At 70.3% G+C, this 24,737-nt stretch carries 22 protein-coding genes and 4 pseudogenes; 16 read left to right on the plus strand and 10 right to left on the minus strand.

The annotated features are described in order from the left end of the window. Positions 1 to 49: 49 nt before the first annotated feature. Positions 50 to 1,555 (plus strand): glutamate-cysteine ligase family protein, encoded by a 1,506-nt coding sequence (locus tag ABZY11_RS17810; protein WP_356480011.1) that lies wholly within the window; start codon positions 50 to 52, stop codon positions 1,553 to 1,555. 33 nt (positions 1,556 to 1,588) lie between these two features. On the opposite strand, the gene ABZY11_RS17815 is transcribed toward ABZY11_RS17810, so the two are convergent. Further along, complete coding sequence (locus tag ABZY11_RS17815; protein WP_356480012.1) at positions 1,589 to 3,379, minus strand: substrate-binding and VWA domain-containing protein; 1,791 nt, start codon at positions 3,377 to 3,379, stop codon at positions 1,589 to 1,591. 184 nt (positions 3,380 to 3,563) lie between these two features. On the opposite strand from ABZY11_RS17815, the gene ABZY11_RS17820 reads away from it, so the two are divergent. After that, complete coding sequence (locus ABZY11_RS17820; protein WP_356480038.1) at positions 3,564 to 4,343, plus strand: type II CAAX endopeptidase family protein; 780 nt, start codon at positions 3,564 to 3,566, stop codon at positions 4,341 to 4,343. 135 nt (positions 4,344 to 4,478) lie between these two features. Here the strand turns inward: ABZY11_RS17820 and ABZY11_RS17825 are convergent, their stop codons facing one another. Continuing rightward, positions 4,479 to 5,300, minus strand: a complete 822-nt coding sequence (locus tag ABZY11_RS17825; RefSeq protein WP_356480013.1) for a PhzF family phenazine biosynthesis protein — start codon at positions 5,298 to 5,300, stop codon at positions 4,479 to 4,481. A 134-nt stretch (positions 5,301 to 5,434) separates the two neighbouring features. On the opposite strand from ABZY11_RS17825, the pseudogene ABZY11_RS17830 reads away from it, so the two are divergent. Further along, a pseudogene (locus tag ABZY11_RS17830) lies at positions 5,435 to 5,867 on the plus strand (VOC family protein). Positions 5,868 to 5,939: 72 nt separating this feature from the next. Here ABZY11_RS17830 and ABZY11_RS17835 read toward each other — a convergent pair. After that, positions 5,940 to 6,348: pseudogene (locus tag ABZY11_RS17835) on the minus strand (DUF664 domain-containing protein). Positions 6,349 to 6,350: 2 nt separating this feature from the next. On the opposite strand from ABZY11_RS17835, the gene ABZY11_RS17840 reads away from it, so the two are divergent. From ABZY11_RS17840 to ABZY11_RS17855, 4 genes and pseudogenes are all read left to right on the plus strand, one after another. Then, entirely contained in the window at positions 6,351 to 6,944 is a 594-nt protein-coding gene (locus ABZY11_RS17840; RefSeq protein WP_356480014.1) for a maleylpyruvate isomerase N-terminal domain-containing protein, read from the plus strand. 174 nt (positions 6,945 to 7,118) lie between these two features. After that, positions 7,119 to 7,647, plus strand: a pseudogene (locus ABZY11_RS17845) (zinc-binding dehydrogenase); the annotation flags it as partial. 213 nt (positions 7,648 to 7,860) lie between these two features. Further along, a complete protein-coding gene (locus ABZY11_RS17850) occupies positions 7,861 to 8,529 on the plus strand; it encodes a HEAT repeat domain-containing protein (RefSeq protein ID WP_356480039.1) in 669 nt (222 codons plus the stop codon). Positions 8,530 to 8,534: 5 nt separating this feature from the next. Continuing rightward, positions 8,535 to 9,539 (plus strand): MerR family transcriptional regulator, encoded by a 1,005-nt coding sequence (locus ABZY11_RS17855; protein WP_356480015.1) that lies wholly within the window; start codon positions 8,535 to 8,537, stop codon positions 9,537 to 9,539. A 288-nt stretch (positions 9,540 to 9,827) separates the two neighbouring features. Here the strand turns inward: ABZY11_RS17855 and ABZY11_RS17860 are convergent, their stop codons facing one another. Then, positions 9,828 to 11,045, minus strand: coding sequence for an alpha/beta fold hydrolase (locus ABZY11_RS17860; protein WP_356480016.1), 1,218 nt, complete (start codon positions 11,043 to 11,045; stop codon positions 9,828 to 9,830). 95 nt (positions 11,046 to 11,140) lie between these two features. Between ABZY11_RS17860 and ABZY11_RS17865 the strand changes: the two genes are divergently transcribed. After that, positions 11,141 to 11,785 (plus strand): class I SAM-dependent methyltransferase, encoded by a 645-nt coding sequence (locus ABZY11_RS17865; RefSeq protein ID WP_356480017.1) that lies wholly within the window; start codon positions 11,141 to 11,143, stop codon positions 11,783 to 11,785. Positions 11,786 to 11,788: 3 nt separating this feature from the next. Here ABZY11_RS17865 and ABZY11_RS17870 read toward each other — a convergent pair. Together ABZY11_RS17870 and ABZY11_RS17875 are read right to left on the minus strand one after the other, a co-directional pair. Next, positions 11,789 to 12,341: pseudogene (locus ABZY11_RS17870) on the minus strand (transposase); the annotation flags it as partial. Then, complete coding sequence (locus ABZY11_RS17875) at positions 12,263 to 12,469, minus strand: transposase (protein ID WP_356480018.1); 207 nt, start codon at positions 12,467 to 12,469, stop codon at positions 12,263 to 12,265. The pseudogene ABZY11_RS17870 and the gene ABZY11_RS17875, both read right to left, overlap by 79 nt. Before the next feature lie 331 nt (positions 12,470 to 12,800). Between ABZY11_RS17875 and ABZY11_RS17880 the strand changes: the two genes are divergently transcribed. Beyond that, positions 12,801 to 13,427 (plus strand): PadR family transcriptional regulator, encoded by a 627-nt coding sequence (locus ABZY11_RS17880; protein ID WP_356480019.1) that lies wholly within the window; start codon positions 12,801 to 12,803, stop codon positions 13,425 to 13,427. Positions 13,428 to 13,494: 67 nt separating this feature from the next. Here ABZY11_RS17880 and ABZY11_RS17885 read toward each other — a convergent pair whose 3' ends face one another. Both ABZY11_RS17885 and ABZY11_RS17890 read right to left on the minus strand, forming a co-directional pair. After that, positions 13,495 to 13,926 carry an SRPBCC family protein gene (locus tag ABZY11_RS17885; RefSeq protein ID WP_356480020.1) on the minus strand — a complete coding sequence of 144 codons (432 nt, stop codon included), beginning with the start codon at positions 13,924 to 13,926 and terminating at the stop codon, positions 13,495 to 13,497. A gap of 61 nt (positions 13,927 to 13,987) precedes the next feature. Then, a complete protein-coding gene (locus ABZY11_RS17890; protein ID WP_356480021.1) occupies positions 13,988 to 14,209 on the minus strand; it encodes a hypothetical protein in 222 nt (73 codons plus the stop codon). A gap of 248 nt (positions 14,210 to 14,457) precedes the next feature. Between ABZY11_RS17890 and ABZY11_RS17895 the strand changes: the two genes are divergently transcribed. Both ABZY11_RS17895 and ABZY11_RS17900 read left to right on the plus strand, forming a co-directional pair. Next, positions 14,458 to 15,021 carry a Clp protease N-terminal domain-containing protein gene (locus tag ABZY11_RS17895; RefSeq protein WP_356480040.1) on the plus strand — a complete coding sequence of 188 codons (564 nt, stop codon included), beginning with the start codon at positions 14,458 to 14,460 and terminating at the stop codon, positions 15,019 to 15,021. Positions 15,022 to 15,114: 93 nt separating this feature from the next. Continuing rightward, positions 15,115 to 16,143, plus strand: coding sequence for an EamA family transporter (locus ABZY11_RS17900; protein ID WP_356480022.1), 1,029 nt, complete (start codon positions 15,115 to 15,117; stop codon positions 16,141 to 16,143). 196 nt (positions 16,144 to 16,339) lie between these two features. Here the strand turns inward: ABZY11_RS17900 and ABZY11_RS17905 are convergent, their stop codons facing one another. Continuing rightward, positions 16,340 to 17,050 carry a pyridoxamine 5'-phosphate oxidase family protein gene (locus ABZY11_RS17905; RefSeq protein ID WP_356480023.1) on the minus strand — a complete coding sequence of 237 codons (711 nt, stop codon included), beginning with the start codon at positions 17,048 to 17,050 and terminating at the stop codon, positions 16,340 to 16,342. Between the two features lie 35 nt (positions 17,051 to 17,085). Here ABZY11_RS17905 and ABZY11_RS17910 point away from each other — a divergent pair, with 35 nt between their 5' ends. After that, on the plus strand, positions 17,086 to 18,417 hold the full coding sequence (locus ABZY11_RS17910) for an aminotransferase class I/II-fold pyridoxal phosphate-dependent enzyme (RefSeq protein ID WP_356480024.1): 1,332 nt from the start codon (positions 17,086 to 17,088) through the stop codon (positions 18,415 to 18,417). A gap of 46 nt (positions 18,418 to 18,463) precedes the next feature. On the opposite strand, the gene ABZY11_RS17915 is transcribed toward ABZY11_RS17910, so the two are convergent. Next, positions 18,464 to 19,540: a DMT family transporter gene (locus ABZY11_RS17915; protein WP_356480025.1), complete on the minus strand. Its 1,077-nt coding sequence runs from the start codon at positions 19,538 to 19,540 to the stop codon at positions 18,464 to 18,466. A gap of 74 nt (positions 19,541 to 19,614) precedes the next feature. Between ABZY11_RS17915 and ABZY11_RS17920 the strand changes: the two genes are divergently transcribed. The 4 genes from ABZY11_RS17920 to ABZY11_RS17935 all read left to right on the plus strand — a co-directional run bounded on the left by ABZY11_RS17920 (position 19,615) and on the right by ABZY11_RS17935 (position 24,712). Further along, positions 19,615 to 20,523, plus strand: coding sequence for a LysR family transcriptional regulator (locus ABZY11_RS17920; RefSeq protein WP_356480026.1), 909 nt, complete (start codon positions 19,615 to 19,617; stop codon positions 20,521 to 20,523). 126 nt (positions 20,524 to 20,649) lie between these two features. Then, entirely contained in the window at positions 20,650 to 22,839 is a 2,190-nt protein-coding gene (locus tag ABZY11_RS17925; RefSeq protein WP_356480027.1) for an MMPL family transporter, read from the plus strand. Positions 22,840 to 22,844: 5 nt separating this feature from the next. Next, the gene (locus ABZY11_RS17930; protein WP_356480028.1) at positions 22,845 to 24,077 is read left to right on the plus strand and encodes a sensor histidine kinase; all 1,233 of its coding nucleotides are present in this window, start codon (positions 22,845 to 22,847) and stop codon (positions 24,075 to 24,077) included. Further along, a complete protein-coding gene (locus tag ABZY11_RS17935) occupies positions 24,074 to 24,712 on the plus strand; it encodes a response regulator transcription factor (protein WP_356480029.1) in 639 nt (212 codons plus the stop codon). Before ABZY11_RS17930 ends, ABZY11_RS17935 begins: the two co-directional genes overlap by 4 nt. Positions 24,713 to 24,737 lie beyond the last annotated feature (25 nt).

Genomic DNA, 24,737 nt, shown 5'->3' on the forward strand with positions numbered 1-24,737 from the left:
CGCGAGCGGCCTGGGCCGTGGGCCGCCCACTTGAGGGAGGGACGCTCCGATGGGGGAGAAGGTCGTGGCGGGCGCCTTTGACCTGTCCGATCGGCAGGGGTACCGGCGCAAGCTCCACCAGTGCCTGGAGGGGCTGGAGCGGCTTCTGGCGGAGCGGAGGTTCGACCGGCCGCGCAACCTCATGGGCGTGGAGATCGAGCTGAATCTCGCGGGCGCCGACGGCATGCCGAAGATGATGAATGGGGAGGTCCTCCCGCGCATCGCGAGCCATGATTTCCAGACAGAACTCGGGATGTTCAATTTGGAAGTGAACATAGTCCCGCACCGTCTGGAAGGCCTCGTTTTCGATCAGCTGGCCGAAGAGCTCAGGACCGGGCTCGGATATGCCCACCGGAAGGCGGGCGAGGTCGATGCCGGGATCATGATGATCGGTATTCTGCCCACCCTGCGCCGTGCGGACCTCGTCGCGGCGAACCTCTCGGACGCGGACCGCTACACACTGCTGAACGATCAAATGGTGGCTGCCCGGGGCGAGGTTTTCTCCCTCGATATCGAGGGAGTGGAGCGATTGGTGTGCACCTCCGCCTCGATAACCCCGGAGGCCGCCTGTACCTCGGTCCAGCTCCATCTGCAGGTGACACCGGCGCGATTTGCGGCCGTGTGGAACGCCGCCCAGGCCGTCGCCGGGGTCCAGATCGCACTGGGGGCCAACTCGCCCTTCCTGTTCGGCAGGGAGCTGTGGCGGGAATCGCGGCCGCCGCTCTTCCAGCAGGCCACCGACACCCGGCCGCCCGAACTCCAGAACCAGGGAGTGCGGCCCAGGACCTGGTTCGGTGAGCGGTGGATCAGCTCGGCGTACGAGCTCTTCGAGGAGAACCTGCGCTACTTCCCGCCACTGCTTCCGATCTGCGACGAGGAGGAGCCACTGCGGGTCCTGGACGGAGGCGGGGTGCCGGGGTTGCAGGAGCTGGTGCTCCACAACGGCACGGTCTACCGCTGGAACCGGCCCGTGTACGGGCTCGCCGACGGCGTACCCCATCTGCGGGTCGAGAACCGGGTCCTGCCCGCCGGCCCCACCGTCACCGATGTGATCGCCAACGCGGCGCTGTACTACGGGCTCGTACGGGCGCTCGCCGAGGAGTCCCGTCCGGTGTGGAACCGGCTGCCGTTCGAGGCCGCGGCGGAGAACTTCGACACCGCGTGCCGCCTGGGCATCGACGCGGAGCTGATCTGGCCACGCCCCGGCCGTGCGGGCGGGCTGACCCGGGTGCCGGCCGTCAAGCTCGTACGGGACGAACTGCTGCCGCTGGCCGCCGCGGGGCTCGATGCCTGGAACATCGAGCCCGCGGACCGCGACCGCTACCTCGGGGTCATCGAGGAGCGCTGCAAGCGACGGGTGAACGGAGCGTCCTGGCAGGCGGACACCTACCACCGGGCGCGGGAGGCAGGGCTCGACCGGTACGCGGCGCTGGCCGCGACCACCCGGCGGTACGCCGAACTGATGCACAGCGGCGAGCCGGTGCACGGCTGGCCGACAGATGTCCCCAAGCCATGAGTCCGGGACGGCGGGGGCGTGGTTGCCCTGGGGCTACTCCTGGGCGGCGTGACTGCTCTGACCGGCCGTCATGACGGCCTGCAGGATCACTGCCTGGATCTCGGCCGGGTCGATGACCTGGTAGCCACCTCCGCCGGTCACCTTCGCTATCTCGTTCACCTCCTCGCGGTCGGCCTCGGGACCGACCGCGATGGCGAGCAGCGGCACCGGGCGCTCCGGATCGGCGATCCGCTTCAGTTCCGCGATCAGGGCACTGCGGGAGATGGACTGGTTGTCCTGGTTCGAGCCGTCGGTGAGGATCACGACCGCGTTGAACTTGCCCTTCACATAGGTCGCCTGGGCGTCCTTGTAGGCGGCCAGCATCGTGTCGTACAGGCCGGTCGCGCCGTCCGGCACGGGCTTCAGCGCCGCGAAGGCCGCGGCGAGCTTCTCGCGGTGGGTGCCGCCGCCCTTCGCCGGATCACCCAGCCGGGCGGCCGGTACCAGCCTGCGGTAGTCCTTGTCGCCGTCGAGCGTGGTGGCGAACTCCCAGAGGCCGATCTCGTCATTCGGGGTGAACTGGTTGAGGGCCTGGATCAGGGACGCCTTGGTGACGTCCATCCGGGACTGGTTGCGCCCCGGGACGATCGTGGCCATGGACCCCGACGCGTCGACGACCGTGGTCAGCCGGGCGCTCTGCACCGTGATCGTCCACATGCCGAGCGTCTGCTGGAGTTCCTCGGCGGTCGGTGCGGCGGCGGCCGCGGTGGCGTACGGCTGGGGCTTCCTGCCGCCCGCCGATGCGACCACCGATTCGCCTGCCGTGCCGTCGACGTTCCTGAAGCCGTGCTTCTCCAGCGTGGCCTGCGCAGCGGGCTCGTCCAGCAGCGTCATGAACCGCAGCGCCGCCCGGCTCTCGGGCGTGCTCATCCTGGTTTCGTCGACCAGGGTGTACGGATAGTTGAGGAGCGGGGTGCCGTCCTTGGGGTAGAAGAGGTCGAGCTTTCCGCCGCCGGTCGAGTCCGCGTTGTGGGCGTAAGCGGCCTGCTCGGAGAGGAGCACCGCCTGGTTGCGTCCCGGATTGCCTTGTTCGGCGCCCGAATCGCTCTGTGCCAGTGTCTCCAGCACCTGGGTGTCACCGTCCGACATGCGCTGCGCGAGCAGCTTGGCGGTCGCCGCGACCCTGGTGTCGCTGTCTCCGCCCTGCTTCTCGGAGGACGCGCCGATGCTGGCGAGCGCCAGCAGGCCGGTGGCGCTGCGGGCCGGGTCGGCCGAGCCGAGGCGCACCTTGTCCGACTCCATGGCAGCGGCCGTCAACTCCGCCCAGGAGTACTTCTTCTTCGGCCAGCCGAGGCTCTTGGCCGCGGACGGCACCATGGCCAGGGTCACGGGGGAGGACGCGATCGAATCGCCCGGGGTGATCGGGACGCCGTCGCCGGAGCCCTTGGCCCGGTCGAGCCAGAGGTCGGAGTCGGGCAGCCAGATCTGGAAGTCCGGGGCATGGGTATCGCTGGAGAGGGCGTCGGCGACCTTGTAGGAGTCGCGGGCGACCACCGTCACGTACAGACAGCGACCGTCGGACCGCACCTCGTCCTCGCGCGCCTTGTCGGCGACGGCGCGAACGGAGGGGGCGATGTCCGGGGAGGCCATCACCGACAGACGTACGGCCGAGTCCTCGCAGCTCTTCGAGAACGACAGCAGGCCGCCCTGGACCGCGACGGCCGTTCCCGCCGCCACCGCGAGGACGAGCAAGGTCGCGATCGCGACGGTGCGCCGACGGCGCGGCGGTGATCCGTCCCCGCTTCCGTCGCCGGCGTAGTCGTCGGGCAAGCTGTGACGTCCCATGTCGGTGGTGCCCCTCCTTGAGGATGAACAAGGAAAAGGGGGACCACACCATCGGCAATGGTGGCTGTCCCCCGGCCTGTCGCGCATGATCTTCGTACCTGCATTCGAGACCCTAGTCGTACGGGGAGCAGGATGGGGCGTGAATGCACAACTGAAGGCAGGTGTACAGGTGGAGGCGGGGCTTGTGGCTGATTCTTTTCCCCGAGAGGCTTTGTCGCGAAGGATTCTGCGGTCCGAAACGGTCCTTGTGCTGGCTCTCTCGTTGGGCGCCAGCGGGGTGTCTGCCCTGATCAGTTTTGTCGGATCACTGACGAAACCAGGGGGTTTGAAGGATCAGGCCGCGACGCTCAACAGCTCGTACGCGCCGGGGCGCCCATGGCTGGATCTCGCCTGGCAACTCTTCGGTATCGCGTCGGCCCTGGTGCCCGTCGCTCTGGTCGCACATCTGCTGATCAGGGAAGGCGCCGGTCTGCGGGCCATCGGTTTCGACCGCACCAGGCCGTGGCCGGACCTGGGGCGCGGCACGATGGTCGCGGCGGGCATCGGGAGTGCCGGACTCGCCTTCTACCTGGTGGCCCGGGCCGCCGGATTCAATCTGACCGTGGTCCCGGAGTCACTGCCCGATGTGTGGTGGAAGTTCCCGGTCCTGATCCTGTCCGCGATCCAGAACTCCGTCGTGGAGGAAGTGATCGTCGTCGGGTATCTGCTGCGCAGACTGGGGCAGTTGGGGTGGACGCCGATGGCGGCTCTGGTCGCCAGTTCGGTGCTGCGTGGTTCGTACCACCTGTATCAGGGGATCGGCGGCTTCATCGGCAACATGGTGATGGGCGTCGTCTTCGTGCTGCTGTACCGGCGCTGGGGACGGGTCGGGCCGCTGGTCGCGGCACACGCACTGCTGGACATCGGGGCGTTCGTCGGATATGCGCTGCTGGCGGGGAAGGTGGGCTGGCTGCCTACGCCGTGAGGGACGGGCCGGGGACGGCGGGAGTCGGGGGGAGTGGTTCGTGCGGCTCCGCCGTTCCCCCGTCATGGGTCGTGTCCGCGAAGTCTTGTCGTCCGCCCGGAGGGCGGGCGGGACTTTGCGGACACGGCCCAGGGGTCAGAGCGCCGTGAGCAGTTCGCCGTCGATGACTGTCACGGCGTCACCGGTCAGTAGGGTCCGGTCGCCGCGCAGCGAGGTCCGGACCAGGCCGGAACGGGCGGAGGCCTGTAGTCCGGTCAGTTCGTCACGGCCGAACCGGGCCGACCAGAAGGGTGCCAGCGCGGTGTGGGCGCTGCCGGTCACGGGGTCCTCGTCGATCCCGACCCGTGGGAAGAAGCCTCGCGAGACGAAGTCGTAGCCGCGGGCCGGGTCCTCCGCGGCGGCCGTGGCGATGACGCCCCGCCGGGAGACATCGGCCAGCCTGGCGAGATCGGGGGTCAGTCCTCGCACGGTCGCCTCGTCGGACAGTTCGACGAGCAGGTCGCCGATGTGCGGGCCGGTGTCGTTGACGGAGAGCGGATCCGCACCGAGGGCTGCGGCCAGTCCGGCCGGGGTGGCCTCCGGTGTCAACGGGGACGTGGGGAAGTCGAGGGTGATCGCACCGTCCGGGCGGGCGGTCGCGGTGAGGATCCCGCACCGCGCCGCGAAGCGCACCGTGCCGCTCGCCGTCCCGGTCGTGTGCAGGACATGCGCGGTGGCGAGGGTGGCATGCCCGCACATGTCGACCTCCGTGGTCGGGGTGAACCAGCGAAGCGCCCAGTCGGCCTCGCCGCCAGGGGGCAGCGGGTGGGTGAAGGCGGTCTCGGAGAGGTTCAGTTCCATGGCGATCCGCTGGAGGCGATCGTCGTCGGCGAAGCTGTCGGAATGCAGGACCAGGACCCCCGCCGGATTGCCGGTGAAGGGGCGGTCGGTGAACGTGTCGACGATTCGAATCCTCATGACGCGACCATACGTACGGTGCAAAGCCGGGCGCCAAGGCCAATTCGGTGTCATTGGACCTGGAACCCCGACGGGTGAACGATGTCAGTGGCACCCGATACGGTCCGCGTACCGGACCGAGGGGGGAGTGCCCCATGGGAACCAAGTGGAGTCTGACGATCGACTGCGCACAACCGGCGAGGCCGGCCGAGTTCTGGGCGCTGGCACTGGGCTATGCGGAGAAGCCCGCGCCTGTCGGGTTCGGGAGTTGGGAGGAGTGGTTCTCGCACCATGAGATCCCGGAGAACGAGTGGGACCAAGGGGCGTACCTGTCCGATCCGGACGGGTCCGAGTCTGCCCTTCCTGCAGGTGCCGGAGTCGAAGGCCGTGAAGAACCGGCTGCACCTCGACGTGCAGGTCGGTGGCGGTCGTGACACGCCCTGGGAGGAGCGATGGCCGCGCGTGGTCGAGGCGGTGGAGCGCCTGACCGCCGCCGGCGCGACCGTGGTCCGTGAGGACGAATGGCAGGGCAGGCCGGACCATGTGGTGATGGCCGATCCGGAAGGAAACGAGTTCTGCATGCTCTGACGGTGGCTTCCGCTCTGCGGCCCGCTGATCCGGCGTATCGGCGCCGCTCCCCGGCGGCTGCCCGGTCGGAAGTCATGCGTGCCGGTCGGTGTCCCGATCGCTGTTCGGGTCGGCTACCCGGGCGGCACGCTCCAGCCGGCTTCGATGGTTCTCCCACCACGCCGGGTCGCCCGGCGGCATGTTGTCATTGCCCTTGCTCATCCCGACGGCACCGTCGACGAGTTCCCGCGTTGGCCTCAGCGCAGTCCCCGACCCAGGGCAGGGGCTCGCCGGACGGCCGTCCGAAGGTGTCACCGAGGTAGCCCAACTCCACACTGGCCACGTGCTTGACCAGGCCGGTCGGCGTCAGCGGGCGGCGGGCGTCGTACTCGGAGAGCCCTTCGAGTTTCCACAACAGGGCGTCGCGGGCGGATTGCAGGTAGAGGCGAAGGTCGGCCTTGCGTTCCGATTCGATCCTGGATTCGGCCCTGGGTTGGGTCATGGATGTGGTCGTGGGTTCGGTCATGGGGCCTGTCTGCCGTTCGCGCGATCTTTGTCCACCTGGTCATCGATGCTCAGGACATCCTGATCATCCTCGTGACTCCCGTCGATACGGAACCCACCCGCGACGCGGTGACCTACTGGGACATCGCGGAAATGCCGCCTACCGGTGACGACCCACTGAACGCGCTGATAGTCCGGCTGGCTGCCGCGTACCAGGAACCCGGTCTGCTCAAGTTCCACCTCGACGACGTCGGCTCGGCCGCCGGCCGCGCCGCCGGACTCGCCGACCCGGGCCTCCGGGTCGGCACCCGCGACGTGGTCCTCACCGCGGGGGACCACCTCTGCGTGTACGTCCTGGAGTGGACGCTGCACCACCTCGACCTGGTCGCGTACCTCCCGGACATGGGCGAACCGCCCGTGGAGGGGCTCGCCCGGTCCCGCGAAATGCTGGAGAGGATCGCCGGGGCAGCGTTCCCCGCGTCGTTCTCCGACGAGGACGCGCTGCTGGTCGGCACCGAACGGCGTGCCCCGACCGACGCGGAGAAGGCCGAACTGGACTTGCCGGCCGCGAAATTCCCGCTCCACCTCGGATGACGGGCAGGGCAGGGCCGCCATGGCCGCCGTCCCCGCCTCGGGATTCGATCCCGTCGCCGAGCGCGAGAAGACCGCGCCGCACCGGGAGCCGCGATCCCCCGGCTGGTTGGGCTGCTGCGCGACGTCCCCGATCGGGGCGCGGCCTCCGGCGTCCCGGTGAACGAGCGCACCCGCGTCACGGTGATCGGTGACGGCGCCGTCGGCGTGATGACGGTCCTCTCCGCCGACCGGCTCGGCGCGGAGCAGATCGTCCTGATGGGCCGCCACCAGGCGCGCACCGACCTGGGCCGCGAGTTCGGTGCCACCGACGTCGTCTCTGTCCGCGGCGAGGAAGGCATCGAAACGGTCCGCGAGCTCACCGGCGGACACGGCACCCACGTGGTGCTTGAGGCAGTTGGCAACATGCCCGCCTACGAGCGGGCCGTCGGCGTCCTCCGCCCGGGCGGAGTCATCAGCCGGGTCGGTGTACCGCAGTACGAACAAGCCCCGATCGGCTTCGGTGGCCTCTTCCGCCACAACCTGCGGCTGGCCGGCGGCCCGGCCCCGGTCCGCGCCTACATCGAGGAACTGATGCCCGATGTCCTCAACGGCACCATCGAACCGGGCAAGGTCTTCGGCGCCACCGCCGACCTCGACGGCGTTTCCAGTCGGCTACCAGGACATGGCCGACCGCCAGAGCCTCAAGGTTCTTGTCACGCCCTGACCTTGGGACGGCTGGTGGCGGTGCGGCACAGGGCGCACCCCCGCCTGCCGACGGTCCCGCGGCGATGTCGGCAGTCGTGGATCGACAGCCCGCACGACGCGGGAACTGCAGCCGGACTCGGTGGGCAGAGGATGCCTGGCCATCTCCCGGCGCGGCTCCGCTTGACCTTGACACAGTGACAAGGTCTTCACTGTGGCCAAGGAGGTGGTCCCGATGACCTTGCCGAAAAAGGACACGAACACGATGCGAGCTCTCCAGGGGCTGGAGAACAGCAGCTCGTCGGTCCGGCTGCGGGCAGCGCTGGCGGTCGGCACGACCCCGGATCCGTGGTTCATCGACAAGCTCATCGAACGATGCGCGACCGAGCCCGAATTCCATGTGCGCGAAATGCTTACGTGGGCACTCACCCGTCACTCGTCATCAATGACGGTCCCCATGCTCATCGATGAACTCCGCTCGGCGCGTGCGCAGGCACGCAGCCAGGCGTTGCACACGCTGTCCAAGATCGGGGATCGGCAGGCGTGGCCGGCGATCACACGGGCGCTTCTGACCGATGCCGACGACGAGGTGGCGCGGAGCGCCTGGCGAGCGGCGGTCGTACTCGTGCCCGAAGGTGAAGAACCCGAGTTGGCCGGGGTGTTGGCGACGCAGCTCGGGCGCGGTGAGCGGGAGACGCAGTTGAGCCTCAGCCGGGCGCTGATCGGGCTCGGTGAGGTGATCACGCCGACCCTGCGCGCCGCGATGACGGATCTCGAACCTCGCGTGCGTCAGCACGCGATCGCCACGGAACGGCTGTGGCGCAACCCGGACGCCGGATTCGAGTTCGCGATCGAGGAGGCGAAGCGCCTCGTAGCCCTCGGCACGACCAGTCAGGAGGGGTGAAAGCAGTGTTGATCGGTGATGTGGCACGACGGTCCGGGGTCAGCGCCCGCATGCTCAGGCATTACGACGCGCTCGGCCTGGTGCGGCCGACGGGTCGCACCGAGGCGGGCTATCGGCAGTATTCCAGCGAGGACATCCGGCGAATCTTCCATATCGAGAGCCTGCGGTCATTGGGGCTGTCGCTGCGTGAAGTCGGGCGCGCGCTGGATGATCCCGGCTTCAGGCCCTCGGGACTCGTCGACGACCTCATCCGCCGGACGCGAGAACGCATGGAGAGCGAGAGGGAACTGCTCACGAGACTCCGTCGGATCGATGCCGCGGAACCCGCCGGCTGGGCGGACGTCCTCCAGATCGTCGCACTCCTTCATGCCCTGGGGTCGGAGAGTGCTGGGAAGCGCCAGCGCGCGGCCATGTCCTCAGTCGTAGACGTTCCGGTGCCAGTGGAAGCTCTGGTCGAGGCAGCGTTGAGCGAGACGGATCCGAACGTCGCCGGTGCCCTTCGATGGGCTCTGGCGCAATCGGGCGACGGCGCATTGGTACTGCTGGCGGAGGGCCTGGGCTCACCGGTGGCCGGGGTGCGCAAGCGTGCCGTCCAGTCCATCGCCGAGATTCCGAACGGTGAGGCGACCGCACTGTTGCAGGACGCCCTCACGAACTCCGACACCGTGGTCCGCAGGTGTGCAGCTCTGGCGCTCGGGGCACGTGGAGTAGCCGACGCGGTCCCGACGCTCATCGACATGATCGTCGAGGAGACGAACGACGCCGATGCGGCCGATGCGCTGAGCGCGCTGGCGAGTGATCCCGTGTTGGCGGATCGGATCGCTACCAGGCTCGTCGACTGGCTCGCCCACGACACCGTCGAATCGTCCGCACGTCGACGGCTGACACAGGCGCTCGCGGATATCCCGGGGATCAGGGCGTCGCGTGCCCTCGCAGAACTGTCACAGGACGAAGACCGTGCCGTTGCGCTCACTGCGACATACATTCTCACGCTGCGCAACGCACGGTAACGGAGCTCTCCTGGGGTGCTGGGTGCGTGGGGCCCAGTTGTTGCCGGTCACCGCCGACAGGGCCACGGCATCGCCGAAAGCCTCGGCTGGACCGCGTCCCGCGCCGCGCGACACAGGCGTACCGCCCCGGGGCGGGTGGACACCCATCGGACCCGGGGCACGGGTGTCCCGTCGCAAAGGAGCTGGTCTCCGAGACCGGCTCTGACCTGGATCGACCAGATCAAGTGAGACGCGGAGGCATTGAAGAGCCCAGGTGATCTGGTCCGGGAGAGCGGATACCTGTATCTCTCAGGTGATCTGGTCCGCCTGGGGCGTTTCCGCCCGCTTGCAGGGTTCGCGCTGAAGCCGGCAGTCCAGCCATGCGGCGATATCAGTGATGACCGCCGCGTCGACATGCTGGGGTGCCATGTACCCGGCGGGCGTCGACGGTCCTGCCCCTGCGAAGAAGAGGTGGTCGTCGGCTGGGTGGATCTGGATGGTGACGTCCGGACGCCCGGTCAGTCCCTCTTGCCAGAGGGACAAGTCATGCTCGACGGTGACCTGGTAATCGCGGCCTCCCTGGAGGATCAGCAGCGGCTTGTCCAGGGCGGCCGCGGTGGCGACCGGGTCATAGGAGCGCAGGTCCAGCCAGTACGAGGCCGGAAGGCCGAAGGGCAGGTCCTCCCGGGGCGTACGGGGACACAGGGCGGTCTCGACGGTCGCGGCCTGCCGGGTTATCTCCGCAAGGACCGCCTCGGAGTGCGGGCCGGGGTCGAGGGCGGCGAGGTGGCCCACGACCCGGACGGCCGTCCGGTGCAGGGGCTCGGCGTCACCCGCCAGGATCACGACGCCCGCGACGGACGGCTCGGTCTCGGCGACCCGTGGGGCGACCTTGCCCCCCATGCTGTGCCCGGCGACGAACACCCGGGCGGAATCGACGCACGGCTCCTCCTGGAGCAGACGCACGGCGGCGACGGCATAGGGGACGTACTCGCGTGTCATCGTGAAGTCGTCCGCGGCAGCCACCTCCGCCGCGTGTGTGAAGGTCACCTTGTCGTGGCGCAGCACCGCCACGCCGCGGCTGGCCAGACCCCAGGCGAGGTCCTTGAGGGGCTTGTTGGGTCCGCTGGTCGCGTCCCGGTCGAAGGGACCTCCGCCGCTGAGCAGCACGACCCCGGGCCATGGGCCGTCACCGTGCGGAACGGTGACGGTGCCGGCCGCTGCGAGAGCGCCGGCTCCGACCGTGACGTCGCGCTCCTCGAAGGCGCCCGGAACCGCGTAGGAGGGCGCCGCCCAGGGTTCGCAGGCAGGGGGCGCGAGGCGCAGCCCGTTCAGCAGGCCGGCGGAGTCGACCGACATGACGGCGGTGAACTGTCCCCGCTCGCAGACCACGGGAACGCTGACACGGATCAGGTCCGGCTGCAGGCTCTCGCTCGACGGTTTGCCGAGGTCCGTGACCGGACCAGTTCCCGCGGTCCCGGCGAGCCAGGCCGCCTGGAGGGTCTGGGCGCTCAGTGCAGCACGCAACGGCGGGGCGAACAGCGCAGCGATCTCCGTGAAACGGCCATCGCGTGCCCACTCGACCGCTCAGTTGTCAGATCGCTGGGCTACTGTGCCGGAGCATGAAGCCGGACACCTGGTTGGCGGACACCCGCACCTCGTACGACACGGTCGCAGTCAGCTACGCGGACCAACTGCGCGAGGCTCTAGGCGGCTTGCCATACCTCCGAGCGGCGCTGGGCCTGTTCGCCGACGCGGTCGCTGAGGCTGGTGGTGGGCCGGTGGCGGACGTGGGATGCGGACCGGGGCACATCACCGCCCACCTGCACAGCCTGGGCGTCGACGCCTTCGGAATCGACGTCTCCCCGGGGATGGTCGGCGTGGCTCGAAGCGATCACCCTGAACTCCGATTCGAGGTGGGCTCGATGACGGATCTCGACCTCGCTGACGAGTCGATCGCCGGTGCGCTCGCGTTCTGGTCGCTGATTCACGTCCCCGACGATGAGGTCCCCACGGTCCTCGACGGCTTCAGGCGGGCACTGCGCCCCGGCGCACCACTGCTGATCGGCTTTCACGTGGGCGACGGGTCGCGGCTGAAGACGCAGGGCTACGGCGGCCACCCGATGAAGGTCTACGTCCACCGGCGCCAGCCCGCCCAGGTGAGCGCCTGGCTCCGCGAGACCGGATTCACCGTCGAGACCGAGATGCTGCTCGACCCCGAGGGCAGCGCCCCCGGAGCGATCCTCTTCGCGCGCCGTCGCTCGTAGCGGTCAGGCCGCTGCGGAACCGACTCGGGATGGGTTGATTTCGAAGGTCCGATTGTCCCGTATGAGGGCCCACAGAACGTTGAGGCGGCGCCTGGCGAGGGCGAGGATGGCCTGCTTGTGCCCCTTGCCCTCGCCGCGTTTGCGGTCGTAGAACTTCTTGGAGACGGGGCAGCAGCGCGCTGCGATCTGGGCAGAGAGGTAGAAGACCCGCAGGAGCCGCCGGTTGTAGCGGCGTGGCCGGTGCGGATTGCCGCTGATGCGTCCCGAGTCGCGGGGGTACGGGGGCAAGCCCGGCGACGCCGGCCAGGCGGTCGCAGGTGCCGAAAGCACTCATGTCACCACCGGTGACAGCAATGAACTCAGCACTCAGCAACGGCCCCATGCCGGGCAGGCTGAGGACGACCTCCGCGTGGCGGTGCTCACGGAGCCGGCTTTCGATCAGGGCGTCGATCTCAGCTATCTCTTCATCGAGGGTCATCACCTCCTTCGCCAATCTGACCACCATGGCGGCGGACAGCTTCTCCCCGGGAACAGCCGTGTGCCGGGACTCCGCGGCCACAGCTCCAACAGCTCGGGCTCGTTGTTCGGGACCCGACGCGAGAGCACCTTGGTCCCGTCGGCGTCGATCACTGCGCAGTGATGCTCGCCCCTGCCCGCGTCCGTACCAGCCCAGAGTTCGCGCACCAGCGCCTCCGTCGTCGATGGTCATGTGGATGTCCCGGCAGACGACCTCGCCGACGCGTCCTGACACAGCGATCCACTTCGCTCATCCCGATCAGCGGTCGAGTCGTCGCGGGGCTCCGGGCGGCCGATCTCAGTGAGCCACCACAAGGCGGACGGGCCACAGCCACACCCGGAACCCCTGGGCCTCCCGATCCTGCGAACGACCGGGATGGGACCCGTGCAACAAGGTAAGGACGGGACAACGGGGCAGCTGAGCAAGGGATTGCCAGGCGATCGGTTCCGATATATCGTTGACGCATCGCGACAGATCAACGATGGAAGGAGCGTAGCGATGCGTTCACATGGACATGAGCAAGAGTTCGGGCATGGACATGGGCACTGCGGGCCCGGTCATCAGGGGCGTGGCGACTTCGAGGGACGACGGGCGGCCTTCGGGCAGTTCGGGCCGCCGTTCGGGGGCGGGCCCTTCGGGGGTGGCCCCTTCGGTGGCGGGCGCGGGCGAGGTGGCGGCAGGGGGAGGGCGCGGCGTGGTGACGTACGCGCGTCGATCCTGGCGCTGCTGAAGGACCGGCCGATGCACGGGTACGAGATGATCCAGGAGATCGGCGAGCGCAGTGGTGGGGCCTGGCGGCCCAGCCCCGGCTCGGTCTACCCGACGCTTCAACTGCTGGAGGACGAGGGCCTGATCGTCAGTGCGAGCGAGGGCGGCAAGAAGCTGTTCACGCTCACCGACACCGGCCGCACCGAGGCGGAGTCGGGGCCCGAGGCGCCCTGGGAGGAAGCCGGGCGCGGTGTCGACTGGGAGAGTGTCAATGAGATCCGGCAGGCCGGCTTCGGTCTGATGGAGGCATTCGGCCAGGTCTGGAAGACCGGCTCGGCCGATCAGCGCCAGAAGGCTCTCACGGTCATCAATGACTCCCGTAAGAAGCTCTATCTGATCCTTGCCGACGAGCACTGAGTACGTGGGTGCGGTGTCAAGGGCCTCGCGGCCGCGCCGCGAGGCCCGTCCCGTCGGCGGGGTGGCGTCAGGCGGTGATGAGTCCGCCCAGTTTGCGCAGTGACTCGACGAGCGCGGCCGTCGCCGAGTCCTTGAGCTTTCCCGCCATCAGGGAGACCGCGGCGCCGGTGAACTCCCCGTCGATGCGGACCGTGGTCGCCTCCCCGTCGGGGGTCAGCGAGTAGCGCATGGCCAGGCTGACGCCCATCGGGCCCTTGCCCTTGGTGGCCAGCAGGCGTGCGGTCTCCAGTTCCGCCACCGTCCAGGTCACCTCGGCCGGGAAGCCCATGAGCTTCATGTTCTCCTCGTAGGTGGCGGCGAGTTCGAGTGTCGCCGGACCGCCCTTGGGGAAGCTGGTGTGGGTGGCGTTCCACTGACCGTACGCGGTGAAGTCCGTCAGCTGGGCCCACACCTTCTCGGCCGGTGCTTCGATACGCGCCTCTGCACTGACTTCGGCCATGCGACCACCCCTTCTCGGCGGGTTACGGTGTCGCGGAACGTAGCCGCAGTGACCAGAACATTCAATACTGATGAACCGTCAGATCTGTGTGGCCGGTTCCTTCCGCTCCCGCGCGCCAGATCAGGGCAGCGTCGAATCGGTCGAAGGCGCGCGGGTGCGGACCGTCGTCGTGGCAGTGGAACGCGGCCCAGAAGAGGTCGGCGCGCAGTGCGTCGGCCGGTGCGTGGACCCGGTACACATACTCCCGCCCGTCGAGCGCCGGGAGGGCGACCAACCAGGACACGTCCGCGGGCTCCCTTCCGGCTGTCTGTCGCATGGGGTATGGCCTGAGGGACGTACGGCGGCGGCTTCCGGTTGCCGAGGGAGCGCGTGGCAAGGCGGCGCGCGCCCTTTTCTCCGATCGGATCCGGAAATGGCGAGATCTCATCCGCAAGGAGGAGAAACCGTTCGGGTGTGCCCAACTTGCGTGGGATGCCTGGATGGGCCCCTCCGGGGATGTGTCGGCGCTCCGGGACTGATGGGGTGAGAGACGTGCAAAACCGGATGCCGCGGATTCCTCAGCAGCCCGTACCGAACCGAGCCGAGCTCGACGCCAGACTCACCGTGGAGCTGGCCGCCGTGGTGACGGGCGCCCGCAGGCGTGCGCTGCGCGACGGCGACCGGCAGATCGACACGGCGCATCTGCTGCACTCCCTCATCGAGTCGGACCCCGCGGTGCGGGCGGCCTTCGAGGGCGGGCCCCAACTGGCCAAAGTGCTCGGCTATCTCGTTCAGCGCAGTATCGGATACGGGCTCCGCTGGCAGGGTTCGGTGGAGGACTCCGGCGCCGTCCCGGCCGTCCCGGACCCGGGTCGCACTGTGCGGGACGCCGCCACGGAGGGCTGGTCGCCCTCGGCCGCTGCGGCGATGGCCGGAGCGCTTGGGCGGGCGGCGTCGCGCGGCGATGTGCGGGCCGGAGGGCTCGACCTGCTCGCGGCGCTGGCCACGGATCACGAATGCCGGGCCGTCGAGGTGCTGGTACGGGGCGGGGTCGACGCGGACGGGCTGGCCGCCCGGGTCGCGGATGCCGCCGGCCGGCCCGGCTTCGGGAGCTGACGAGGGAGGCTGCCGCGGAGCCGCGCACCGGGCGGTGCGCATGTCAGTGGTCACCGGGGTGACGCTCCTGACCACAGCTGTCATGATGGGCCGATGCACGCGTCTCAGGGGAGAAGCGCCAGCCTGGGACTAGCCCTGGCCTCGGCGTTCGCATTCGGTGGTTCAGGGGTGGCGGCCAAGCCGTTGATCGAGGCGGGGCTCGATCCGCTCCACGTGGTGTGGCTGCGGGTGGCGGGCGCGGCCCTGGTCATGCTGCCGGTGGCCTGGCGCCACCGGGACCTGGTGCGCAGCCGGCCGGTACTGCTCCTCGGCTTCGGGCTGCTCGCCGTCGCGGGTGTGCAGGCCTGCTACTTCGCCGCGATCTCCCGTATCCCCGTCGGTGTCGCGCTCCTCGTCGAATACCTGGCGCCCGCGCTCGTGCTCGGCTGGGTCCGGTTCGTCCAGCACAGGCCGGTCACCCGGCGGGCCGCGGTCGGTGTGGTGCTCGCTGTCGGCGGACTGACCTGCGTGGTCGAGGTCTGGTCGGGGCTGAGCTTCGACGTGGTCGGACTGCTGCTCGCGCTCGGTGCCGCCTGCTGTCAGGTCGGCTACTTCGTCCTGTCGGACCAGGGGAGTGCGGACGGGGCGGACGGCGTCGAACCGCCGCATCCGGTCGGCGTCATCGCCTACGGGCTGCTGATCGGCGCGGTCGTTCTCACCGTGATCGCACGACCCTGGGGCATGGACTGGTCGGTTCTGGGCGGTACCGCCGGCATGGACGGCAGGGATGTTCCGGCCTGGCTGCTGCTCGTCTGGATCGTGCTGCTGGCGACCGTGATCGCCTACGTCACCGGGGTGATCTCGGTGCGCCTGCTCTCTCCCGCGGTGGCGGGTGTGGTCGCCTGCCTGGAGGCGGTCATCGCCACCGTGCTCGCCTGGGTGATGCTTGGCGAGCACCTGTCGGCGCCCCAGCTCATCGGCGGTGCGATGGTGCTGATCGGTGCGTTCATCGCCCAGTCGTCGACACCGCGGACGCCCGCCGGCCCCGTCGTGTCGGGGCCGGGCGCGGGGGCCGCCGAAGGGCCGGACGACGGCCACGTCGCCGCCGAGGGGGAGCTGTCCGCCGGCCGTGTCGCGATGTGATGCGGCGTTCGCGCGTTCGGTCGTACTTCCGCCGTCCACCGTCCGCCGCCCTTCGTCCGGCGTGAGCGGCCACTCCTGAGGGGGGCGGCGAGGGTGACGAAAGCAGGGCTCGGGCGGGCCCCGAGCCCTGTCGCAGGAACCGAAAGGCAAAGACGGTGGACGCGCGGTCCACAAGGCTCCGCCTTCCCGGGGTGCGTCAGAGCGCGGTGATGTAGTCCGGCACCCCGATCGCGGGGTCGAGGTCGCCCGAAGGGAGCGGCGTCGCATAGCCGCGGGCGAGCGGGACGACGCCCGCCCAGTGAGGGAGTGCGAGGTCGCGGGGCTCGTCGTTGGGGCCGCCGGTGCGGATCTTGGCGGACACCTCCCGCAGGTCCAGCCGGATCACCGCCGTCGCCGCCAGCTCCTTCTCGTCGGCGGGCCGCGAGTCCGCGGACCGGCCCGGCACCACATGGTCGACGATCGCGTCGAGGGCGGTCCGGCGCTCCTGCGGGTCGGTGACCGTATGCGCTGTGCCGTGCACCACCACGGAGCGGTAGTTGATCGAGTGGTGGAAGGCGGAGCGGGCCAGCACCAGCCCGTCGACATGCGTCACCGTCAGGCACACCGGCAGCCCGGTGTCGGTGCGGCCTGCCTCGCGCAGCGGCCGGGAGCCCGTCGAGCCGTGCACGTAGAGCCGGTCGCCGACCCGCCCGAAGAGCGTCGGCAGGACGACCGGCGCGCCGTCACGGACGAAGCCGAGGTGGCAGACGTACGCCTCGTCGAGTATCGAGTGGACCACCTCCCGGTCGTATGCCGCCCGTTCGCGGGAACGGGTCGGGACGGTGCGCTCGGTCGGCTCGTATCCGGTTGCGGCGTCCGTGGACGTGGTGTGGGAGGCCGTGGGGTGCGGCGACGCGGTGTCCGACATTGCGTACTCCATTGCACTAGTGCATAATGTTGATTGTGCTAGGAGAGTATCGGATTGTTGGGCGGCGCGCATCGGAGATTGCCGCCAGTGTGGAGCACGGGGTCGGGTCGGGTGAGCTCGAACCGGGTCAAGTGCTGCCTCCCATGCGGGAGTTGGCTGACCGGCTGGGGGTGAACCCCAATACGGTGGCCGCCGCCTACCGCACGCTCCGCGAGCGCGGGGTGATCGAGACGGCCGGGCGCCGGGGCAGCAGGGTGCGGCCGCGTCCGGCGAGCACGGCGCGCGGTTCGCTCCGGGTCGAAGCGCCGGCGGGCGTGCGGGATCTGGGTGCGGGCAATCCCGATCCGGCCCTGCTGCCCACGCTGGGGGAGGCGTTCGCAAGGGTCGCGGAGGAGTATGCGCGGCAGCCCGGAATGTACGGGCAAGCGCCGGTGGACCCGGAGTTCGCCGCGCTCGCCCGCGCCGCGCTGGACGCCGACGGAGTGCCGGCCGGACCCGTGGTCGTGACCTCCGGATCGCTGGACGCGATCGAGCGCATCCTGGTCGCGCACCTCAGACCCGGTGACGCGGTGGCCGTCGAGGACCCCGGCTGGGGCAGCATGCTGGATCTCGTACCGGCGCTGGGGCTGCGCCCGGTGCCCGTCGCGGTCGACGACGAAGGGGCGCTGCCCGACGCTGTCGAGCACGCGCTGAACTCCGGTGCCCGTGCGCTCGTGGTAACCGACCGTGCGCAGAATCCGACCGGGGCGGCGATCGGATCCGGACGCGCCCTCGAACTGCGGGAAGTCCTGGCCGGACACCGCGACGTCCTCCTCATCGAGGACGACCACGGGCACGGCATCGTCGATCTGCCGCTCCATCCGCTGGCGGGCGCCACGGACCGTTGGGCTTTCGTGCGGTCCGTCGCCAAGGCGTACGGGCCGGACCTGCGGGTCGCCGTGCTGACCGGCGACCCGGTCACGGCCGACCGGGTGGCGGGGCGGCAGCGGCTGGGTCCCGGCTGGGTCAGCAGACTGCTGCAACGGGCCGTGGTGCACCTGTGGACCTCGGATGCCGTCGACTCGGGCGAGGTGGCGCGGGCGTACGCGAAGCGGCGGGACGGCCTCGTGCGGGCGCTGGCGGAGCGGGGCGTGGAGGCCCACGGACGCAGCGGGATGAACGTGTGGGTGCCGGTCGGCGACGAGACCGGTGCAGTGGCGAGGCTGCTGCACTCCGGTTGGGCCGTGGCGCCCGGGGCGCGGTTCCGGATGACCGCGCCCCAGGGGATCCGGCTCACCGTCTCCCCGCTCGCAGAGGCCGAGATCGGGCCACTGGCGGACGCGGTGGCGGCAGCGGTGGGACCGGTGAAGCCGCTGGCCTACGGGTGACCCTCGGCCCGGTCCGTCCGCCGGAGGGTGGCCTGAAGGTGATGGCCTACGGGTGGTCCTCGGTCTTGGTCCGCCCGCCGGAGGCCCGGCCGCTCCGGGCCCGGCTCTGGGTGAGGGCGGCGCCCGCCAGGACCACGAGAGCCCCCACCGGAGTGTTCCAGCTCAGCTGTTCGCCGAGCACGATCACTCCGGCGGCGGTGGCGATGACCGGGATGAAGTAGGTGACCATCTGCGCGGTCGTCGGTCCGACCTCCTCCACCAGGCCGTACTGCATCAGGACCGCGAGGCCCGTGCCGAGGGCTCCGAGGGCGACCACGGCCAGGGTCGGGAGCAGCGGGATCCCATCGGGGGCCGAGGTGAACAGCGGGGTCACCAGGGCGATCTGCGCCGTGCCGAGAAAGAGCTGGCCGCCGGTGAGCGCCAGCGTCGACGAACTGTCGCCGGCCAGCGTTCTGCGGACGTAGATCCAGCCGACCGGATAGCTGAGGGAGGCGAGCAGGGCCATGGCCGTGCCGGTGAAGTCCAGCCCGGAGAAGCCCTGCCAGGCGCCCAGCACGGTCAGTACGCCGAGAAAGCCGAGCCCGAGCCCGGCGACACGGCGACGGGTCGGCCGGTCCTCGGAGAGCGCGACGAGCGACAGCGCCATGCCCCACAGGGGCGATGTCGCGTTGCAGATGCCCGCCAGCGTCGACGGAATGGTCAGCTCGGCATAGGCGAAGAGAGAGAAGGGGAGTGCGTTCAGGAAGAACGCGGCGACGGCCAGGTGCCCCCAGGTGCGGGCACCACGGGGCGGTCGCTCTCGCCGGACCGCCATCGCGACGGCCAGCACGGCCGTCCCGGACAGCAGACGGCCGAGGGTGACCTGGAACGGGGCGTACCCCTCGGTGCCGACCTTGATCAGCAGGAAGCTGAAGCCCCAGATGAGCGAGAGCGCACCGAAGCGGATCCGCCAGTCCAGCGCCGGGCGGGCGGCGGGGGCCGGGCCCGGGGCTGTGGCCGGAGCCGGTGCGGTCTTCCCTTCCGTCCCGCTCGTCGTGCCTGTTGTGACTGTCGTGCTCGTCGGCAGGGTGGGGGTGGGGGACTCGGCGGGAGGCGTGGTTCCCGGTGCGGCGGTGGCGCTCATGGTGTCAACGATGGCCGCCTCAACCAAGTAGGACAAGCGAGACTTTGTGCGAGCGTCTGCGTAGCATTGCTTACATGTTGAATCTGGAGCGCCTGCGCACCCTGGACGCACTGGCCCGGCACGGTTCCGTGGGCGGCGCAGCCGAGGGCCTGCACGTGACCACATCGGCGGTCTCCCAGCAGATGGCGAAGCTGGAGCGGGAGGTGGGACAGCGGCTCCTGACCAAGAACGGACGCGGGGTCCGGCTCACCGACGCCGGCCGGCTGCTCGCCGACCACGCGGCCCGGATCCTGTCCCAGGTAGAGCTGGCCCAGTCCGACATCGAGGCGCAGCGCGGGGAAGTGGTGGGCGAGATCCGGCTCTCCGCCTTCCCGACAGCGGCCCGCGGACTCTTCCCCGCGGCGCTCCACACGCTGCGCGGTGACCACCCGGAGCTGCGCGTACGTACCCGGGAGCTGGAGCCCGAGGAAGGAATCCGCGCGGTGATCAGGGGCGACACGGACCTCGCCGTGGTGCTGGACTGGAGCAACAAGCGGCTGCCCGTGCCCGCGGGCCTGGCCAAGGCCGAACTCCTGGACGACGCACCGGACATCGCCATGCCGGCCGGTCACCGGCTGGCCGGCCGGGACGAGGTGGACCTGGAGGACTTCGCCGACGACGACTGGGTGTCCTGGCCCGAGGGCGAATTCTGTTACGACTGGCTGATGTTCACCCTCCGCTCCAAGGGCATCGAACCGCGCATCGCGCATCTGGCGGGCGAACATCACACCCAACTCGCCCTGATCGCCGCAGGGTTGGGCGTCTGTGTGGCGCCGAGGCTCGGCCGCGGACCGGTGCCCGACGGGGTGCGGCTCGTGCCCGTACGGCAGAAGATGCGCAGGCACGTCCACGCCGTGTGGCGCACCGACGCGGACCGGCGTCCGTCGATCAGGGCCGCGGTGGCCGCCCTGCGCGCGGCGGGCCGGGAGCTGGACGCGCCGTGAGCCACGCCCAGTGCCGACGCAGTGGGCGGGGGTTTTCCTCAGCACCGGGGTCCACCGATCGGTGGACGGCAAGTTCAACCTGACACCTCTGTCCGCCAACTGCCCTGTTCAACAAGGCTTCAGGGCATGAATTCACTCACTGTGCGGATGGCGCGCCGAAGTGCGCGGCACCCCTGGCGGGCGGTCGTCGGCTGGCTGGTGTTCGTGGTGCTGTGCCTGGTCGTCGGCGGAGCCGTCGGCACCAACAACGCGCGGACGGCCGACTACCGCGTCGGCGAGGCGGGCCGGGCCGAGGCCATGGCGGCCGAGGGGCACCTGGAGCGCCGTTCCACCGAGCAGGTACTGATCTCCGCCCGGTCGGGCGCCCCCGACAGGCAGGCCGCCGAAGCGGCCGCGCGGGATCTCACCGCCCGGATGAGGAAGCTGCCGGACGTCGCGGACGTGGCCGCGCCGCTCTGGTCCGACGACGGCCGGATCCTCATGGTCGAGGTGGCCCTGAAGGGCGAGGAGCGGGACGCGAAGGACAAGGTCGACGCACTGGCGGCGCAGACCTCGGCCGTTCAGAAGTCCCGTCCCGGGCTGCTGCTGGAGGAGACGGGAAGCCCCTCCATCAGCAAGGGCGTCGACCGGCAGCGCGGCGACGACCTGGCCCTGTCCGAGAAGATCACCCTGCCGGTCACGCTGGTCACCCTGCTGGTCGTCTTCGGATCGGTCGTCATGGCCGCGGTGCCGCTGCTGCTCGCGCTGTCGTCGATCGCGGCGGCCATCGGACTGTCGATGGTGATCTCGCATCTCTCTCCCGACGCCGGGGTCGGCACGAACGTCATCCTGATGATCGGTCTCGCCGTCGGTGTCGACTACACACTCTTCTACCTCAAACGGGAGCGCGAGAAACGGGCCCGCAGCGATGGCCGGCTGAGCACCGAGGCGCTGGTGGAGCTGGCCGCGGCCACCTCGGGCCGGGCGGTCGTGGTGTCCGGGCTGGCGGTCGTCATCTCCACCGCGACCCTGTACCTGGCCTCCGACGTGATCTTCTCCTCGCTCGCCACCGGCACCATCGTGGTCACGCTGGTCGCCGTGGCCAGTTCCCTGACGGTGCTGCCCGCGCTGCTGACCGTGCTCGGGAAGCGGGCGGAACGACGGGTCCGGCGCCGGGCGGAGCGCGGGAAGCCCGCCCCGCGCCCCCGCCGCGAGGGCGCGGGCCGGATCTGGACGGCACTGCTGCGGCCCGCCGCCCGGCACCCTCTTGCCACGCTCTGCGTCCCGGTCCTCGCCCTGCTCGCGCTCGCCCTGCCACTGGCCGGACTGAACATCACGGAGATGAGCCGCGACACGCACTCCCGCGAGATTCCCGCGATGCGCGTGTACGACCGCCTCAACGAGGCGTTCCCCGAGCAACGGGTCACGCACGACGTCGTCGTGCGCGCCGACGCCTCGCGCAGCCCGGAAGTCACCCGCGCGCTGCGCGAACTCGCCCGGCTCACCGACGCGGACCCGCTGTTCGCCGACGGCCCGCGCATCGACACCTCGGCCGACCACCGGATCAGCGTGCTGCGGCTCAAGGTGCCGCACCTCGGCAACTCCTCCCGGGCCCACGACTCCCTCGACCACCTGCGCGGCGAGTACCTGCCCGCCACCGTCGGACGGGTCCAGGGCGCGGAGTACGGCGTCAGCGGGGACGTCGCCCGGTACGCCGACTACCCGGCCCATCAGAACAGCAGGATCCCGCTCGTCCTCGGGGCGCTGCTGCTGGTGACCTTCGCGATGACCGTGTACGCCTTCCGTTCCGTGGTGCTCGGCCTGATCGGGGTCGTACTCAACCTGCTCTCCGCCGCGGCCGCGCTCGGGCTGCTCGTCCTCGTCTTCCAGGGCACCTGGGCCGAGGGACTGCTGGGCTTCGACTCCACGGGCTCGATCGGGTCGCGCGTCCCGCTCTTCCTCTTCGTGATCCTCTTCGGACTCTCCATGGACTACCAGGTGTTCGTGGTCAGCCGGATCAGGGAGGCCGTGCTCGCCGGTGTCCCCACGCGGCAGGCGGTCCTCGACGGGATCCGTACGTCGGCGAGCGTGGTCACCAGTGCCGCGGTCGTGATGACGACCGTCTTCGTGAGCTTCGTCCTCCTGCACATCATCGAGATGAAGCAGATCGGCTTCGTGCTCGCGGCGGCCGTGCTGCTCGACGCCTTCGTCGTCCGCATCATGATCCTGCCGGCGGCGCTGCTCCTGCTGGGCGAGGCGACCTGGTGGCCGTCGCGTCCCGCTCCGGCCGAATCGGACCGGACGGTCCGTGCCGAACTCGTGGCCGACGTACGTTGATCGGCATGACCGTTCTCGCCGGACCCTCCGCCGACGCCCTCTGGACCACATCGCTGCGCCGCTGGAACGCCGTGTGCTGGGTGCTGTTCGCCGCGATGGCCATCGGGCTGGCCACGATGGACGGGTCCGTCGGGAGCCGGTACGCGGCGCTCGCGCTGCTCGGCTGCGTGGTGCTCTGCTACGCGCTCCTCGACCGCTTCCCCGACAACCCCGTCGTACGGCCGCACGTCTACCTCTCCGTGCTGGTGCTCGCGCTCGGCGGGCTCGCATATCTGCGCGGCAGCTACGCGGCGCTGTTCATGGTGACGCTGCCGCACTACTGGATGTTCGGGCGGACCCCCAGGGCTTCGATGGGGTTCCTGGGGCTGGCCACGGTGGCGACGCTGGTGGGGAGCTGGTCGCGGCAGGGCTGGTCGCTGCAGTTCGTCGGCGAGACCATGGTGTCCACCCTGATCGTCGTCGCCGTGGGGGTCCTGATCGGCCTGTGGGCGCACTCGGTGGTCGCGCAGAGCACCGAACGCGCCCGGCTGATCGTCGAGTTGGAACGGACCCAGGCGGAGCTGTCCGAGGCGCACCAGCGCCAGGGGGCGGCGGACGAGCGGGAGCGGATGGCACGGGACATCCACGACACCCTCGCGCAGGGTCTCGCGTCGATCGTGGTGCTGGCGGAGGCGGCCCGGGCGGGACTCGCCTCGGAGCCGGCGCGCAGCGCCCAGCAGTTGCGCTCGATCGAGTCGACGGCCCGGGAGAACCTCGCCGAGGCCCGGGAGCTGGTGGGCTCGGCCCAGCAGCGGGGCGGGTCGGCGGCCGGTTCGGTGGCGCATACGCTGCGCCGCATCCTGGACCGCTTCGCGGAGGACACGGGGCTCATGGTGGCCGGCGAGCTGGCGGACGTCGAGTGCGACCAGCAGACCCGGATCGCGCTGCTGCGCTGTACGCAGGAGTCCCTGGCCAACGTCCGCAAACACGCGCGTGCCTCCACGGTCGGCGTGCTGCTCACCCGTGGGCCCCACGGGGTGGAGCTGGAGGTCACCGACGACGGCACCGGATTCGTCCCGGAGGAGTCGAAGGGCTTCGGGCTCGACGGGATGCGCAAACGCCTGGCGGAACTGGGCGGCCGGCTCACGGTCACCAGCTCGGTGGGCGACGGCACGAGGGTCCTGGGGATGATCCCGCTGGAGCCGGCGCCCGGGGACGGTGACGTGGAGAGCGGCGCGGGAAGCGAGGCAACGCGATGACCGGCGGACGAATCAGGGTGGTCGTGGTGGACGACCACACCGTCATGCGGGCGGGCGTCGTGGCCCTGCTCGCCGGAGAGGACGGGATCGAGATCGTCGGGGAGGCGGGGGACGGCAGGGCGGCCCTGGACCTGGTCGAACGGTACGACCCCGACGTCGCCCTGGTCGACCTGCGGATGCCGGTGCTGGACGGGGTGGGGGCTACGACCGAGATCGTCGCCCGGTACCCGCGCACCCGGGTCCTGATCCTGACGACGTACGACACCGATCAGGACATCGAGCGCGGGGTGGAGGCGGGCGCCATCGGCTACCTCCTGAAGGACACCACCCGCGAACAACTCGCCGACGCCATCCGCTCGGCGGCGCGCGGTGAGACCGTCCTCGCGCCCCGGGTGGCCGAGAAGCTGATCGCGCGGATGCGACGCCCGGCCCAGGAGCCGCTCACCGCCCGCGAGACCGATGTGCTCAACGCGGTGGCCGACGGCCTGACCAACGCCGACATCGGTAAACGCCTCGTCATCGCGGAGGCCACGGTCAAGACCCACCTCCTGCGCCTGTTCGCCAAGCTCGACGTGAGCGACCGCACGCGGGCGGTGGTGGTGGCCATGGAGCGAGGGCTGCTGAGACGCCCCTGAATCTGTTGCGCCTGTTGCGGCCCCG

It is taken from the genome of Streptomyces sp. NPDC006510 (assembly GCF_040611955.1).
Classification (GTDB): domain Bacteria; phylum Actinomycetota; class Actinomycetes; order Streptomycetales; family Streptomycetaceae; genus Streptomyces.